We start from the raw sequence: 14328 nt of genomic DNA, 5'->3' as shown, positions 1-14328 counted from the left end.
ACATGATAATCACACCCGAATTAAGCCTAGAAGAAGCCGCATCAAGCCGCTTGCAGCAACTCAATGAACAACACGCCGAAAAAGGAATCTGGGCAGAGTTAAAACCGATTGAGCAGGCCATTTTGGCGGATATAGCACGCAACCCCAACACCAGCCCGTACAGCCAAGAAAGCCGGCAACGATATGCCGCCGCGCTTGGCATAGCCAACGTGAGCAACAGCAACGTACAGGCCGCCATTAACCGCATGGAACGGCAAGACTGGATAAGCCGCGATGCAAGCAGAACATTACAAATCAACAACCCGCTATTGCAGACATGGATTTTAGAAAACACACCCTAGCGGTATGATCAAAGGCCGTCTGAAAGTTTACAACCACACCTAGCCCACGATTAGCTACCAACGGCGAAAACAGGGCAATCCTCATCTTTGCTTGCATGTTTTAGTAGAAAATGAGTACGGGAAAATGAAAAATGAAGAAGTCTTATGATGATTGGTGGAAGTTAATTGAAACTGTTGATTTCGATAAGGCATTAGATCATTTTAGTTGGCAGGCACAAGGAATTATTCGACAGCTATTTTATAAAGAAATCGAACAAAGAAGAACAAATGAAGAAATAGCCGATATTGAGCATGAGTACTATAAAGCATTACGAAAATACGAGGAGAAGTTTAAAGAACCTTTTAATTTTCATACTTGGTATGACCCTTACGAAGCACTATACTTTTATGATGCAGAAACGAGAGAGGAATATCAAAGTTACAAAATTCTTCAACTAGTTATATTATTTCTAACGGTAAAAGAATTATATGAATATGTCGTATCATATAATTCTTTAACAATAAATAAGAGATTTTCACGCTTTAAAGAAATTTCATTTTTAATTTCAAATGTATATACAAACATTGTTGCAGATTTGGAGCGTAAGGATGAAAAAATAGTATCTAGAGAATTGATAACAATAAAAGCAAGAAAAGCAGGGAAAGCAAAACAAAGCCCCTATGAAAAAGCAGGAACCATCAACGCTGTTTTCACTTTACTTGAGGAAAAATCCGACATATTGCAAAAGCGAGGGGGTAAAGCTGAACTAATCCGTTCAATTATCCGTAAAATTGAGAGAAGTGAAATTCCTGCCCCTGATGTTCCTACAGAAAGAACTATTCAAAAATGGATAGCTGACTGGCAACAGAAATCAGCACGCTGATTTACCGAAATCAACGGGCTATTTCATGAAGTCAGCACGCTACCACCTTATAGCCGCTTCACAAGGCGGCTATCTTTTCGCCATGTTCCAACAACGCCCAAAGAGGTAAAAGGAGATTGAAACATGGCTGATGCCATCTTACGCCAATTTGAAGTACGAAAACGCTTGGGAAACATTTCATCAAGCGCACTTTGGTACCGGCTAGACCCTAAAAGTCATCTTTTTGACCCCGATATGCCGAAACCTTTCAAACTATCCGCCAATGGCCGTTCAGTCGGCTGGCTGGAAAGTGAAATCGACGCTTATATCGAAAAACGCGCCGCCGTACGTTTAGGTGCATAAGGGGGAAATCATGAATCAAAAAAATAACCGCCCAAACACCGGCAAAGGCATTTCAGGCGGCCAACAAAAGGATAGCCGTAATCATACCGTTGTTTCATCAACCGATAAACAGGTTCAGCGCAAATTCATCCTGCAACGCTTGCGCCAACGCCCCCATAGCACGCTTGAGTTTCGTAACTTCGGTATTTGCTCACCGGCTGCCCGCGTTTTGGAATTACGCAAACATGGCTTTGATATTGCGACTACTTGGCGGCATGAAGAAGACCATGCGGGCATTACCCACCGCATAGGCGTTTACAGCCTGATAAGCGAGAAAGGGGCGCAGGTATGAATGCATTGATTCATTGCAACTATCAGGGCAAAACGCTTAAGGTAAGCCGTGAAGCATGGTTTAACGCTACCGAAATTGCCGCATATTTTGGCAAGCAGGCTTATGAATGGTTACGCCTACCCGAAACGGAGCGATACATAGCTGCTTTATGCAAACATGAAGAAGAAAAGAATGGAAATTCAAATACGGGAAAATCCCGTATTACAAAAAGCAGTTTTATCAGAAGTAAACGTGGCAATAATGGTGGTACTTGGCTACATCCGAAATTAGCCGTAGTGTTCGCCCGTTGGTGTGATGTTGATTTTGCGGTTTGGTGCGACGATCAGATTGTAGAAATCATCAATGGCAGTAAAGCATGGCAAACGGAGCGACAAGAAAGCAAGATTGCTTATCAAGTAATGGCAGAAGTATTGCAAGCTACGCGTGAATCAGGCGGGAAGACGACCGCAAGCCATCATTACAGCAATGAAGCATTGTTGTGCAATGAGGCCTTAACTGGACGCCGTAAAGCAATTGACCGTAACAGTTTAACCAATCAGCAGCTATCAATGCTGGCAAGGTTGGAAGCTCGCAATGCGGCACTAATTGCCGGAGGTTTTCCTTACCCGAAGCGTAAGTCCGCTTTGTTTGAAATGGCAGCACCTATCCGCCAATGCTTTCAGACGGCCTTAAATACAGGGGGTACGGTATGATAAATCAATTTGTATCTGCTGAATTTCCAGACAAATACGCGCACGCGCGAGACGGGCGGCTTTCAAGTTTGCTACTGCCGACAAATACGAGCGCGTACACACGAGAGAAGCAGCTTTGGAATTTTCTGTACAGTACGCGCGTGCGCGCGCGAGAAAACCCCTTACTTGACACCGGCGGCAAACCACGGCAATATTCAGCCATCGGTTTCAATCAACCGACCAGCCGTGGAAAGCTGGCACAAATCGGCAGACAAGCCGCCGGGAACTCAAATTCTTTGAGCGGTGTTTTTACGTCTGCATATCCCCTTGTTTTACCTTTCGCAATGGTAGGCGGGGGCAAGGTACGGCCTAGCCGTGCCGGTTCGATTTGCCGGTTTTCCACCCCTTGCCCTTTGCTTGCCGCCCACCGCGTGGAAACGGAAAGCGGCAAAGAAGCCAAATCGAAAGGTACGATCATGCCAAAAATCCGTAAGGGCTATTCACGCCCGCTTATTTCCCGCTCTATCCGTTCGTTTGATTCGCTTGCCGAGGCAGGCCGTTTTATCGACCGTCTGACTTCCTGCAATGCCAATGACTACCGTTTCAATATCGTGCAAAACGGCACGCGCTGGACGGTGTGCAATGTGATTTCGGGAGGTGTGCAATGAATAACCGTCTTACCGTCAATAAATTCCATTATTCCGGCCTGCCTGAATTATTGGGCAACACCCACGCCTTGGCTAAAAACTTGATCGCCCCCGTCTACATGCGCAAAGAAACCTTTTCACCGGCAGACGGCAATTGTGAAGAAACCTGCTATACGGCTTCCGTATTACCGCCCAGCCATTTGCGGCCCGATACCGACTGGCTTCAGAAAGAATGGAAGCCTTTCAATGCGCCCACGCAAGAGGAAGCGGAAGCCGCCGCAATGGCTTATTGCCGTGTTCAAGGCTGGCAGTATCAGCGCGTAAGCGGCAAGCAGCCGATTTATCCGCAGATTCACCATACCGCCGACTAATCCAAATTATCCCATTTAGCCTATCCGCCGCCGCACCCAATATGCAGCGGTAGGGTTTTTGCAGCCGCAAACTTTCCGAAACCTTAAGTTTTACTAACCTGCATACTTTTTAAGTATTTGATTTAAATGGAAATGGTAAAAATAGTGATTTTGGTGGTTTGGGCTGCATTACGGGCAGAAAGAGATTGAATCATGAACGACACCAGCAAGCTGATTAATGCAGACAACGTGCGGGCAGAGGCGCAACACCGCTGGCCGGGTATTTTGACCGCTTTGGGTGTGCCGCCTGAAGCATTGAGCAACAAACACCAGCCATGCCCGGCTTGCGGCGGGCGCGACCGCTTCCGCTTTGACGACAAAGACGGACGGGGAACGTTTATTTGCAGCCATTACAACAATGGCGGCGGAGATGGCTTTCACTTGGTGCAGCATCTGTTTGATTGCGATTTTTCCGCTGCCCTGAAATATGTGGCCGAAGTGTTGGGCTTGACCGCTTCAGACGGCGGCAAAACGGTAATGCCTGTTTTTGCCCCGCAGAAGCGCATAGAGCCGCCTAAAGACCGCTTGGCTATCTTGACTAACCTTTGGAATGAATCGCAGCCGTTGAGCGAATCTGACGCCGTTATCGGCTATTTGCGGGGGCGTGGCTTGGCAATGGCAGCCGATATGCCGCAAATGTTGCGCTATCACCCGGCATTGCCCTATTGGGTGCAGGTAAACGGCCAATGGCGGCAACAGGGCAAACACCCTGCCATGCTGGCCGCAATTTGTGATTTAGACGGCCATTTGCAGGGTTTGCATCAAACCTACCTGAAGCCGGCATGGGCTAAACCGTATGGCGACAACGGAAACCATCGGCCGACATACAGCAAGCTGAATCTGCATCACCCCGAAACGGGCGATACCTTGCCTGCCAAGAAAATGCAGAGCCGCTATACAGGCAGTCTTACAGGCCATGCGGTGCAGCTTTTCCCGATAGATGAAAAGGGGCGTTTGTGCGTGGCAGAGGGCATAGAAACCGCACTGGCTGCCCGTGAATTGTTCGGTTTACCCGTATGGGCGTGTTTGAGTGCAGGCGGGCTGAAATCGCTGGTGTTGCCCGACGGCCTGAAAGAATTGCTGATCGTGGCAGACCATGACGAGCCGCGCCCTATCGGCTATGAAGCTGCCCACGGTTTGGCTGTTCGAGCCATCAAGCAAGGCGTAAGGGTGCAATTATGGCAGCCGGATGAAGCAGGCGATGCACTGGATGAATTGTGCAAGCGCAGCCGCCCGGCTTGGCAGATTGTGCAGAAACTCAACACGGAATCGGCAAATTAAAAAAAAGCCGTCTGAAACGTAATGCTTCAGGCGGCAGGAAAGAGGGTAGCTACATGAATGAAATTGTACAGCAAACCGGCTCAAACGGCGCAGAATGTAACGATAATGCCGTTTTGGCGGCATTGGCAGAAGACACCGCCATCATTATCGATCCGGCCACGATTAAACCGTTTACCCCTGAATCTCGCTTTGTTTGCGACAACAAGGGCGTATGGTGGGTAGAAGTGAAAAACAACAGCGAAACAGGGGAACCGCACGAAATACCCTTACGTTTGAGCGACACTATCGACCTGATCGGCAGCGGACAAGATGCGGCAGGCAATTATTACCGTGTAATCCAATACCGCGACAAGATCACCCGGCAGAACAAAATAGCCGTTATCCCCACTGCCGACATAGGCAGCAACCAAGGCTGGCAGCGTTTGCAGTCGTGAGGTATCACCATCTATTCAGGCCGCCGTAAGCGCGAACTGTTGGCAGACTATCTGCAAACAGAGGGCAGTAAGGCCGCTTATACCATCACCGAAAAGGCGGGCTGGCACGATAAAGCCTACATTCTTCCAAGCGGCGAAGTGATTCATACCGGCGAGGAAGCCGCCCGGATCATCTACAACGGCGACAAGAGCCAAGCGGCGGCGTATCTGCAATCAGGCAGCCTTGAACAATGGCAGGCTGAAATTGCGCGATATGCGGCAGGTAACAGCCGCCTATGCCTAGCCCTTGGCATTGCCTTTGCCGCCCCTCTCTTATCGCTTCTGAACGTGGAATCAGGCGGTTTTCACCTATACGGCGACAGTTCGGACGGGAAAACCACTGCCGCCCGCGTCGCATTGAGCGTATGGGGCAAGCCGTCTGACATTCTGATGACGTGGCAAGGCACAGGGCTGGCGTTTTCCAATACCGCCGCTGCCCGTAATGACGGCCTGCTGGTGTTGGATGAAATCGGACAGGCAACACCGACAGTTGTCAGCAGTACCGTTTACGGCATCATGAACGGTGTTAATAAGGCGCAGGGTGCAAAAGACGGCGGCAACCGCCATCAAAGCCGCTGGCGCGTGCTGGTGCTTTCTACCGGTGAAAAAACACCCGATACCATTATGCGCGGTACCGCCGACTGGCATGCAGGCCAATCGGCAAGGCTGCCCTCTATTCCCGCCGCCGCCCAATACGGTATCTATGACACTTTGCACGGCTTTAGCAGCGGTGCCGAATTATCGGAGCATTTGCAGGCTGCCGCTACCAACCAACATGGCAACGCAGGCCGTGCATTTATCCGCCTGCTGGACGATACCGCCAAAGACAGAGCGGAAGAACGTATTAAAGCCTTTATGGACGGCCTGCCCGAATTAAGCGGACAAGCCCGCAGGGTTGCCAAGCGGTTTGCACTGATTGCCGCCGCCCTGGAATTGGCCGCCCCGGTAACAGGACTTGCCGCCGGTGTCGGTATGGCAGGTATCAAACAGTGTTTTGACGCATGGCTGGCACGCACTGGAAGCGGCAAACAAGAGGACAAGCAAATCATCCAACAGGCAGAGGCATTTATGCAGCTGCATGGTGATTCATTGCGTTTTATCGGTTGGAATGATGCAGAGCCATACGTCAATCGCAATCATGCCGGCTATCGTAAATCTGCCACACAGGAAAACTCGCCTGATGAATTTTGGATCATCCCTGCCGTTTTTGAATCGGAAATTTGCCAAAGCTTTGATACGGCCAAAGTGTGTGCCGTTTTACACGGTATCGAGTGGCTGAAAAAACCTGATGGCACACGCTGGAGACACCAGCGCAAAGGTAAAGGGCGGTTTTATGTGTTGGTAGGCTTAGAGCCGCCAAGTGATGAAGTGCCGGAATCGGAATAATCGACCGCAACCATAGAAAGGCCGTCTGAAAATTCAGGCGGCTTTTTATTGTGGGTACGACCAACAGCAAAGCAGGGAAAAACGCTATACGCGAGAACAATTAAAAAGTAGTGGTTACCGTGGTTACTTACAATTAAAAATGCCCTGCAAGCCTTTATTTATAAGCCTTTTGGCGGTAACCACTTACAAAAATTTACATGGTTACCTGCCGGTTACCGTGGTTACCCTTTTAAAATCAGTGATTTATATTGTAAAGAAAGTTTGGTAACCAGCGGTAACCAGTAAGAAAAATCTTAGTGGTTACCCGCAAAGCCTTTATACATAAGGCTTTCAGCGTTTGGTAACCAGGTAACCACGGTAACCGGTGATTTTTCTGTATATATATACTTTCAGTCAGGCTAGTTTGCCTAATGATGCTTTGTTGATTCACTGGTTGGAAAACTTCCATGCTTTTATACCTATTAAATTTCCCAGAAGGAAAACAAAGGGTAAAATATCAATTATTTTTTTCATAATAAGAAATACTTGGAGGTTGGGAATGGCTACTGTAATTGACACGTTGTTTATCGAACTTGGTATTGATGCCAGCAAGTTTTCAAGTGAGGCGCAAAAAGCGACCGAAAAACTTGAAAAGATGGAAAAGGCTTTTGATAAGTCGGAAGCTGCTGCAAAGAAAAACGCAGAGCAGGCCAAGAAGAACGAAGTACAGTTCAAGCAGCTTGAAAAAAACATCAGAGATTTAGTCAAAGCATTTACTTCGTTTACTTCATTGGCTTTAGGTTCCGCAGGCTTAACCAAATTGGCGGGCGATGCCGCGCAGGCCAATCGTGAGATGGACAATCTTTCCCGTAACCTTGGTATGTCTCGCAAAGAGCTTTCTTCATGGCAAGGTGCGGCGGGTTTGGCCGGTGGCAGTGCAGACGGCTTGAGCGGCTATCTGCAAACCCTTTCAGGCAGTATGACAAGCCTGATTATGATGGGCGATACGTCCATGCTGCCATACTTCAATGCTTTGGGCGTGTCTATGCTGGACAGCAGCGGCAAAGCCCGGCAGTTGGATGACGTCTTGCTGGACTTATCCGACAGCATGAGCAGCATGGATCGGGTTCAGGCGTTTAACCTTGCTAGGCAAATGGGCATGGATGACGGTACGGCTAATATGCTGTTAAAAGGCCGTCAGGAAATGGAACGTCTGCTTGCTATACAGAAAGAACTTTACCTATCCAGTGAACAAGATATTGAGAATAGCCGAAAATTCAGTGAGCAGAGCGCGCATTTACAGCTGCAATGGCAATCTTTAACCGGCATGCTTGGCAATGCCTTGTTGCCGGTTTTAATCGAAGTTACGCAGCTTGCAAGCGGTTTTATGCAATTGCTGATTGATAACGGCGAAGTTGTCAAAGCGGTATTTTTCCCGGTGGCCGCAGTTATAGGCGGAGTAATGACCGCCGCCCTTGCCAGTTCGATAGGTACGGTTGTGAAGCTGGCGGGTGTTATAACCGGGCTTGCTATACCATCTTTAACCGCAGGAGCAACAGCAGCATGGGCATTTATTGCGCCGTTTTTACCCGCTATTCTTGCCGTAACCGCCCTAGGTGCCGCGTTTGCCTTGTTGTATGAAGATTTCATGGTATGGAAACAAGGCGGTAAAAGTTTATTCAACTGGGCTTGGTTGGAAACATTTAAAGACGGGCGTGTTTGGATAAATCATTTCAAAGACGGCTTGGCTGATTTACGTTTGGAAATCCAATCCCGCCTGCAACCGGTAGTAGAAACTTTTGCCAAGCTATGGAACCAATTGGCTAACGGTGACTTCAAGGGTGCATGGGAAACCGTGAAAGAGGGCTACCAAGCATTCAAGCAATCTGCCCGACCCGTAACTGAAAAAGCGTTGGAAAAATCGCTTGAAGCAGCAGATAAGACAGCGGAAAGCAAAGGTGCCGCTTCACCTATCGCATTGGCAGATAAGGTGTCAGAACAAGCGGCAGAGGCACTAAAAGAAACGGCCAAGGCAGTTGAGAACGCAGGCAATAAAATACAAGAAGCCGCTAAAACTGCAGTTCAAACATTGGCTAAACGAAATGCAGCCGGTAAAGGCGAGATGGCGTTTCTACCCTTTATCGGCGGTGGGGCATCTTATCAGGTAACTTCAGCATTTGGACGACGCCAAAACCCTTATGGTAAAGGTACGCGGCAGCATAACGGCGTTGACTATGCCACGCCTATGGGAACGGTTATTTCAGCCCCCGAAGACGGTACCATCAGCACCAACCGCCATTTAAACGGCGGGAATCAGATGTTTTTAGTTTCGGCCGACGGGTTAAGACGCTATGCCTTTGCGCACTTGAGTGAATATCTGGTAGAAAACGGCCAAGTAAAGGCAGGGCAACAAATTGCCAAAACAGGTAATTCCGGCTATTTGGATAAGGCGAAGACCCGCCAAATGCCAACGCATCTTCATGTGGGCATGAAAACCAAAAATGCCAATGGCGAATGGGAATATGCAGACCCCGAACAACAACACCAATGGACGGGCGGCTTAGTTGCCAAAGGGAAAGCCAATATAGCGGCTGCTGCAAAGCGGGCGATGGGAACAAAAGAAGCCTTTGTTAACCAGTATGGGGAAGTTGCCAAAATGATCGGCAGCCGTTTGAATGTGCCGGCTTATGCAGTCTTGGCGCAATTTGCCTTAGAAACCGGCTGGGGGCGGAGCGTTATTCCGGGTACAAATAATTTGGGGAATATCAAAGCAGGCAAAAGCTGGAAAGGCAAAACGAAAAAAGCCTATGACAAGATGGAGAAATCAAATGACCCATACAGGGTTTATGATTCTCTAGAAGCATTTGCAGAGGACTACATTAAGTTGATCGGTAATAGTGCGCGGTATAAAAATGTAATCGGTACCAAAAACGCCAAAGAGTTTTTTACAGCTTTGAAAGCAGCCGGTTACGCCACTGATCCAAACTATATTTCCAGCGGTACTGCCACTGCCAACGGATTGAAAAAAATGTTCGATTTCAATACGCCCTTGGCAGGCCATGTAATCGCAAGCAATATAGCCAAACAGCAGCCGCGTATCGACAGTAGTAATGTTGCAGGCCGCCACACTACCCCAACCATTAATAAAAACACAGAAGTCGTAATGAATGGGGGTGTGCATATCCATACTTCAGCTTCCACTATGCAAGGTACAGGCAAAGACATGATGGGCGGTATTAGTGAAGCGGTAACTCAACTTAACCCGGGGATGATGTAATAGCAGGGAAATGAGCCATGAAAGCAGATATCATGAGTGCAACTGAAATCTATCACTTACGCCGCTCTATCCGGCTAAGTGGAGCAAAGCGGTTTCATACGACCACGCAACGGGAGTTTGCCGATATTCTCGGCGTATCGTTGGACGCGGTGAAAGCATGGGAACAAGGCCGCCGACGCCCTAGAGCCGCTGCCGTAACACTCTTGAATCTTATCCGGCGTAATCCGGCTATTGTTGAGACAATGAAAGTAGATTGATCCGTATCGTAACCATTAAATGGCCCGACACCAGCAAAAGAGCTTTACTCGCCGGTGTCGGTATTATTTTAATTTACCGCACTTTGGATAAATTGCACTTACGGGGGCAGTGTCATCTTTTCTGTACACAATAAAAAAAGCTGCCAAATAAGTTCATGCAGATGTATCATTGTGCGATGCAATCAAGGTATAAAAACGTGTGACTTTGACAAATTGGGGGTATGTTTGGGGGTATTTTGTGATTGCGTTGAAATAAATAACAATATAATCAATATTTTAATTGCATAGTTTGAGTCTGACCCTGACACTGAAAAAAACAGCAGCCTTTTAGGTTGCTTTTTTTACGTCTTAATATTATCCAATAACGTCCACAAGATTTAATCAGAGCAAGGCTTAATGGTAGGGCCCTTATTGGATTGGATGGTCGGCTGCTGCAAGAACTACACGATTTAACTGGTTAAACTCCTGGACCTGTTTCCTGTACAAGAATATCAGTAGCTATATCAATGATAATACCCAGAGCAAAATTTCGCTGCTTGCTAGCAATTGGTGCATAAGTAAGGCTTATTTCTTGGCTGGGTTTAAAAAGCACTTTGAGTTTCTGCTAATTTTTATAAGTTTTTATTTTTTATATGTAAATTTCTTTTGCTGGAATATTTGATTTAGTGGCGAGTATTTGAATGTTTATTCAAATCTTTATGCTAAATAAATTGGTGTGCAAAGTGATGATTGCAGTTGTATTGCAGTGGGTTTGATATTTGAACATACTGAAAATTGGTGGGGAGTTGATTGAAATTTTCTATTTTTTGTGAATTTGTTATTGGAGTTTTAGGTTATTCAATTTTAATATTGTGGTAGATTATGCTCTAATTCTGATTTTTGAAAATGTAACAATAATGTCACAATTATTAAATAAAAGGTCATAATTTTTGATGAGCGGTGTAAATATATTTGAATCATGATTTGATTATGTATTAGGATGCTGTCTTTCACACTAAAACAAAAAAGTACTACAGAGTACTTGAAGTATCATTACGGAGACCTTTAATTATGAAAAATATTATTATGGCTGCTTTGTCATTATTGGGTGCAAGCTCTGCTTTTGCCTATATCAATATTAATACCGCCAATGTAAATGAGTTGGCAAAATTGCCTGGTATCGGCTTATCCAAAGCTGCGGCAATTGTGGCATACCGTAACCAAAACGGATTATTTAAGAGCTTGGATGAATTGAAAAATGTGAAAGGAATTAGCGAGCGTATTATTAATCGTTTGCGTGAGGAGGCGACGGTTGGTGCAGTGGCAGAATACTTTTAAACGTTTTATTTTGTATTGATGGAGACGGCAAGCCATTTTGCCGGAATTTAGCTTGGAATATGTAGTGATACTAATATTGAGCTCTGATAAGTAGTGTGGTTTGTGAGCCAAATATTATGTGAAAGCCGTCTGAAATATAAGTTTCAGACGGCTTTTTGATTATGATTTGAAGAAATTTTTTAGGGGCTAAGGTTGTTTAATATCTTAATCGGTTGATTATCCAAAAAATGGTACATTTGTTAAATAAGATATTGTATAGGCTTATTTTTTACGCTTGGCTCTTGGGTGGGTTTCATCATAAATCGTAGCTAGATGGTCGAAATCGAGCTTAGTGTAAATTTGTGTGGCGGCCAAACTGCTGTGGCCTAGAAGTTCTTGTACTGCGCGAATATCTCTTGCAGCTTGTAACAGATGGCTAGCGTAGCTGTGGCGCAACATATGTGGAGAGATATGTTGTGCACTGTTGTGTTTGAGTGCCCATTGTTTTAAGCGGTTTTGTATTTGACGCTGGCCTAGGCGCCGCCCTCGGTTGTTGGTAAAAACAGCGGTTTCCCCGTCAGCTGCTAGCCTGACTGGTATATATGCTTGAAGGGCGTGAATACTTTTTCCCACTATCGGGATTTGTCGTTGTTTGTTTCCTTTGCCTGTAACTTTTACCCAGCCTTCCTCAAGCATGATATCAGCTATATTCAGCTGCTGTAATTCGGAAAGGCGCAGGCCGCTGCCATACATCAGCTCAAAGATGGCATGATCGCGTAAGTCTATATTTTCTTTTTCGGCAGTATGATCTAAAAGGTGGTTGAGCGGTTCTTGATCCAATGCTTTGGGCAGACGAGCGGGCGCTTTGGGCGCTTTGAGACCTTCGGTTGGGTTGGTATCGAGTAGTTTGTTTTGGACTAGCCAGTCGCAATATTGCCGCCACACTGATAATTTGCGCGCAATGCTCCGAGGGTGTTTGGATTGCTGGGAAAGTTTTTTGAGTGCTGTAATGAAATGACGGCGGTGTAGTATTTGATTGGCAGCATTTTCGTGAAGCAGTGTGTCGAGCTGTTTTAGATCCCTGTCGTACGCTGCAATGGAGTGAGCTGATTTCCCTTGCTGCTGCATGCTTTGCAGATAGGCTGGGTAATATTGGAGCAGTTGGCTGATTAGCATGGGTTTGGATGGTGATAGGCCGTCTGAAAGATTTGATTGTACTTTAAATAGATTTGAAGTTTATATTTAAAATATGAAATTCTGTGGTGGGATTCGTAGCCGGTGGTGAAGGTTCTTGTTTGGAATAATTTCATTCGATTGCTGCTATAAAATAAGTGATCTATTTTCTGTAGCAATAGAAGCGAATGAGTTGGATATTGTGCTTAGATAGACTTTGCTATTTTAGAAGCTGAATGGGGCAGAATGAGGTGGTCGATCATGGTTTCGGTCACGTTGTGTAAGCATAGTTATAAGCCATCATTTTGATTCGGTAGGCGTAAGCAAAATTTTGAAGCTTTCAGGTATCGAATTCACTTTCTGAGTATTGTAGCTAAAGCACACCATGCCGGTTTGTACACGTGCGATAGTTGTTTGGTCGCTTGGACGGTATAAGTGATACAACAAGGTAAACCCACAGCGGAAAATATCAGAGATGCCGATTTGAATACTAAGCTCATCACCGTGGTGCGCTTGTGCGGTATATTGTATCGCTGTATCTGCCATAATCAGGCCGTTGCCGCCGCCAATATCGATTTCGCCGAGTTGATGGTGCTTCAGCCAGCGGATACGGGCTTCATGACATAGGCGCAATACGGCATCATTGCTAAGGTGGTTGCCATAATTAATATCTCCTATAGCAATGGTGATGTTGGTGCTAAATAGGATTTTTTGCGGAATTTCGACAGTAATACGGGGCATCTTTGGATTCCTCGGCCGTTGTGCTGCGAGTGTTAATTATTTTCCTGCTCACGGATGAGCAAGACTGGAATAGAGGATTGGCGGACAACCCCCTCTGCAACTGAACCGAGTAGTAAGTTAAGTAAACCGCTGAAGTCGTGGGTTCCCATAACAATATAGTCAGCCCTGCGCTTTTCTGCTTCACTGACAATCAAATCAGCCGTTTTCTCCCCCGCACTTTCCAGTACTACTACCTCGCTGGTTACTCCTGCGGCTTCAAGTGTGTTGGAAGCGCGTTGTAAGATTTTCTGACGTATATCGGCAATAGCACTATCTAGTTCGGAGTGGTTGCTAAAGCCTGCTACACCCCAGCTGTTACGTGTGAAATCAGTAATGTGGACGACGGTTACAGATGCGTTAAAAGCTTTAGCGAGGCGGCAAGCCTCGCTTAATGCGCCCATAGCGGCTTGACTATCATCTACAGGAACCATGATGGTACGTATGGGGGCGGTTGTTTGAGCAGTATCGAGCATGGGTTTCTCCTGTTTCAGATGGCTATATTGTAGTCATTCTAATCACATATATAGCTTAGCATAAATTGTTTGGCGGCGTGCGGCAGTGTGATCAGGTGATGCTGGTTGAAATCTTTATTATGCTCACCAGTAGGGATGTCGGAGTTAGTGGGGCATGATGGTGTGGATAAGCCGGAAATAAAGTTAAAAGTATTGGGATTGATTGGCAGGTTGTAAAAATAAAGGGGCTGTATTAGATTAGCCTTAAATATCACACCAAATTCGCAAGATTTTAAGTTGCTCTTTTGGTGTACCAAAGTTAAAACGAAATTCGCATTCTTTCAAGAATAAAGGGAAAGATTTTCGGTC

At 46.3% G+C, this 14328-nt stretch carries 15 protein-coding genes and 2 pseudogenes; 13 read left to right on the top strand and 4 right to left on the bottom strand.

Translation table 11 applies throughout. The features are described 5' to 3' along the window. The 13 genes and pseudogenes from ACEPPX_RS11330 to ACEPPX_RS11270 all read left to right on the top strand — a co-directional run. Window positions 1-341: pseudogene (locus ACEPPX_RS11330) on the top strand (ATP-binding protein); the annotation flags it as partial. Window positions 342-472: 131 nt separating this feature from the next. Continuing rightward, window positions 473-1204, top strand: a complete 732-nt coding sequence (locus tag ACEPPX_RS11325; RefSeq protein ID WP_416624122.1) for a hypothetical protein — start codon at window positions 473-475, stop codon at window positions 1202-1204. Window positions 1205-1327: 123 nt separating this feature from the next. Then, window positions 1328-1546, top strand: a complete 219-nt coding sequence (locus ACEPPX_RS11320) for a helix-turn-helix transcriptional regulator (protein ID WP_416624121.1) — start codon at window positions 1328-1330, stop codon at window positions 1544-1546. Window positions 1547-1556: 10 nt separating this feature from the next. After that, entirely contained in the window at window positions 1557-1877 is a 321-nt protein-coding gene (locus tag ACEPPX_RS11315; RefSeq protein WP_416624120.1) for a helix-turn-helix domain-containing protein, read from the top strand. Then, on the top strand, window positions 1874-2569 hold the full coding sequence (locus tag ACEPPX_RS11310) for a KilA-N domain-containing protein (RefSeq protein WP_416624119.1): 696 nt from the start codon (window positions 1874-1876) through the stop codon (window positions 2567-2569). The genes ACEPPX_RS11315 and ACEPPX_RS11310 overlap by 4 nt, the downstream gene beginning before the upstream one ends. Beyond that, window positions 2566-3216 (top strand): hypothetical protein, encoded by a 651-nt coding sequence (locus ACEPPX_RS11305; protein ID WP_416624118.1) that lies wholly within the window; start codon window positions 2566-2568, stop codon window positions 3214-3216. The genes ACEPPX_RS11310 and ACEPPX_RS11305 overlap by 4 nt, the downstream gene beginning before the upstream one ends. After that, window positions 3213-3566, top strand: a complete 354-nt coding sequence (locus ACEPPX_RS11300; protein ID WP_416624117.1) for a hypothetical protein — start codon at window positions 3213-3215, stop codon at window positions 3564-3566. The genes ACEPPX_RS11305 and ACEPPX_RS11300 overlap by 4 nt, the downstream gene beginning before the upstream one ends. A gap of 192 nt (window positions 3567-3758) precedes the next feature. Then, window positions 3759-4886, top strand: coding sequence for a toprim domain-containing protein (locus tag ACEPPX_RS11295; protein ID WP_416624116.1), 1128 nt, complete (start codon window positions 3759-3761; stop codon window positions 4884-4886). Continuing rightward, window positions 4823-5320, top strand: coding sequence for a hypothetical protein (locus tag ACEPPX_RS11290; protein WP_416624124.1), 498 nt, complete (start codon window positions 4823-4825; stop codon window positions 5318-5320). Before ACEPPX_RS11295 ends, ACEPPX_RS11290 begins: the two co-directional genes overlap by 64 nt. Before the next feature lie 3 nt (window positions 5321-5323). Beyond that, entirely contained in the window at window positions 5324-6745 is a 1422-nt protein-coding gene (locus tag ACEPPX_RS11285) for a DUF927 domain-containing protein (RefSeq protein WP_416624123.1), read from the top strand. Between the two features lie 538 nt (window positions 6746-7283). Further along, on the top strand, window positions 7284-10001 hold the full coding sequence (locus tag ACEPPX_RS11280; RefSeq protein ID WP_416624115.1) for a glucosaminidase domain-containing protein: 2718 nt from the start codon (window positions 7284-7286) through the stop codon (window positions 9999-10001). 17 nt (window positions 10002-10018) lie between these two features. After that, entirely contained in the window at window positions 10019-10258 is a 240-nt protein-coding gene (locus ACEPPX_RS11275; protein WP_416624114.1) for a helix-turn-helix domain-containing protein, read from the top strand. A gap of 1050 nt (window positions 10259-11308) precedes the next feature. Continuing rightward, entirely contained in the window at window positions 11309-11575 is a 267-nt protein-coding gene (locus tag ACEPPX_RS11270) for a ComEA family DNA-binding protein (protein WP_416624113.1), read from the top strand. A gap of 261 nt (window positions 11576-11836) precedes the next feature. Here ACEPPX_RS11270 and ACEPPX_RS11265 read toward each other — a convergent pair whose 3' ends face one another. The 4 genes and pseudogenes from ACEPPX_RS11265 to ACEPPX_RS11250 all read right to left on the bottom strand — a co-directional run. Further along, window positions 11837-12730, bottom strand: coding sequence for a tyrosine-type recombinase/integrase (locus ACEPPX_RS11265; RefSeq protein WP_416624112.1), 894 nt, complete (start codon window positions 12728-12730; stop codon window positions 11837-11839). Window positions 12731-13027: 297 nt separating this feature from the next. Further along, a complete protein-coding gene (locus ACEPPX_RS11260; RefSeq protein WP_047760751.1) occupies window positions 13028-13468 on the bottom strand; it encodes an acyl-CoA thioesterase in 441 nt (146 codons plus the stop codon). 32 nt (window positions 13469-13500) lie between these two features. Beyond that, window positions 13501-13980 carry a universal stress protein gene (locus ACEPPX_RS11255; protein ID WP_416624111.1) on the bottom strand — a complete coding sequence of 160 codons (480 nt, stop codon included), beginning with the start codon at window positions 13978-13980 and terminating at the stop codon, window positions 13501-13503. Between the two features lie 243 nt (window positions 13981-14223). Then, a pseudogene (locus tag ACEPPX_RS11250) lies at window positions 14224-14328 on the bottom strand (IS1595 family transposase); the annotation flags it as partial.

Origin of the sequence: Neisseria sp. S1, from assembly GCF_048060015.1 — a bacterium.
GTDB lineage: Bacteria > Pseudomonadota > Gammaproteobacteria > Burkholderiales > Neisseriaceae > Neisseria > Neisseria arctica.
Note: the sequence above shows the minus strand (reverse complement) of the source record. Positions and strands in the feature narration are given on the sequence as shown.

Bases quoted from the DNA above. Each gene is read 5' to 3' on its own strand.
- ACEPPX_RS11325 (WP_416624122.1), top strand. From the start codon at position 473: ATGAAGAAGTCTTATGATGATTGGTGGAAGTTAATTGAAACTGTTGAT.
- ACEPPX_RS11320 (WP_416624121.1), top strand. From the start codon at position 1,328: ATGGCTGATGCCATCTTACGCCAATTTGAAGTACGAAAACGCTTGGGA.
- ACEPPX_RS11315 (WP_416624120.1), top strand. From the start codon at position 1,557: ATGAATCAAAAAAATAACCGCCCAAACACCGGCAAAGGCATTTCAGGC.
- ACEPPX_RS11310 (WP_416624119.1), top strand. From the start codon at position 1,874: ATGAATGCATTGATTCATTGCAACTATCAGGGCAAAACGCTTAAGGTA.
- ACEPPX_RS11305 (WP_416624118.1), top strand. From the start codon at position 2,566: ATGATAAATCAATTTGTATCTGCTGAATTTCCAGACAAATACGCGCAC.
- ACEPPX_RS11300 (WP_416624117.1), top strand. From the start codon at position 3,213: ATGAATAACCGTCTTACCGTCAATAAATTCCATTATTCCGGCCTGCCT.
- ACEPPX_RS11295 (WP_416624116.1), top strand. From the start codon at position 3,759: ATGAACGACACCAGCAAGCTGATTAATGCAGACAACGTGCGGGCAGAG.
- ACEPPX_RS11280 (WP_416624115.1), top strand. From the start codon at position 7,284: ATGGCTACTGTAATTGACACGTTGTTTATCGAACTTGGTATTGATGCC.
- ACEPPX_RS11275 (WP_416624114.1), top strand. From the start codon at position 10,019: ATGAAAGCAGATATCATGAGTGCAACTGAAATCTATCACTTACGCCGC.
- ACEPPX_RS11270 (WP_416624113.1), top strand. From the start codon at position 11,309: ATGAAAAATATTATTATGGCTGCTTTGTCATTATTGGGTGCAAGCTCT.
- ACEPPX_RS11265 (WP_416624112.1), bottom strand. From the start codon at position 12,730: ATGCTAATCAGCCAACTGCTCCAATATTACCCAGCCTATCTGCAAAGC.
- ACEPPX_RS11260 (WP_047760751.1), bottom strand. From the start codon at position 13,468: ATGCCCCGTATTACTGTCGAAATTCCGCAAAAAATCCTATTTAGCACC.
- ACEPPX_RS11255 (WP_416624111.1), bottom strand. From the start codon at position 13,980: ATGCTCGATACTGCTCAAACAACCGCCCCCATACGTACCATCATGGTT.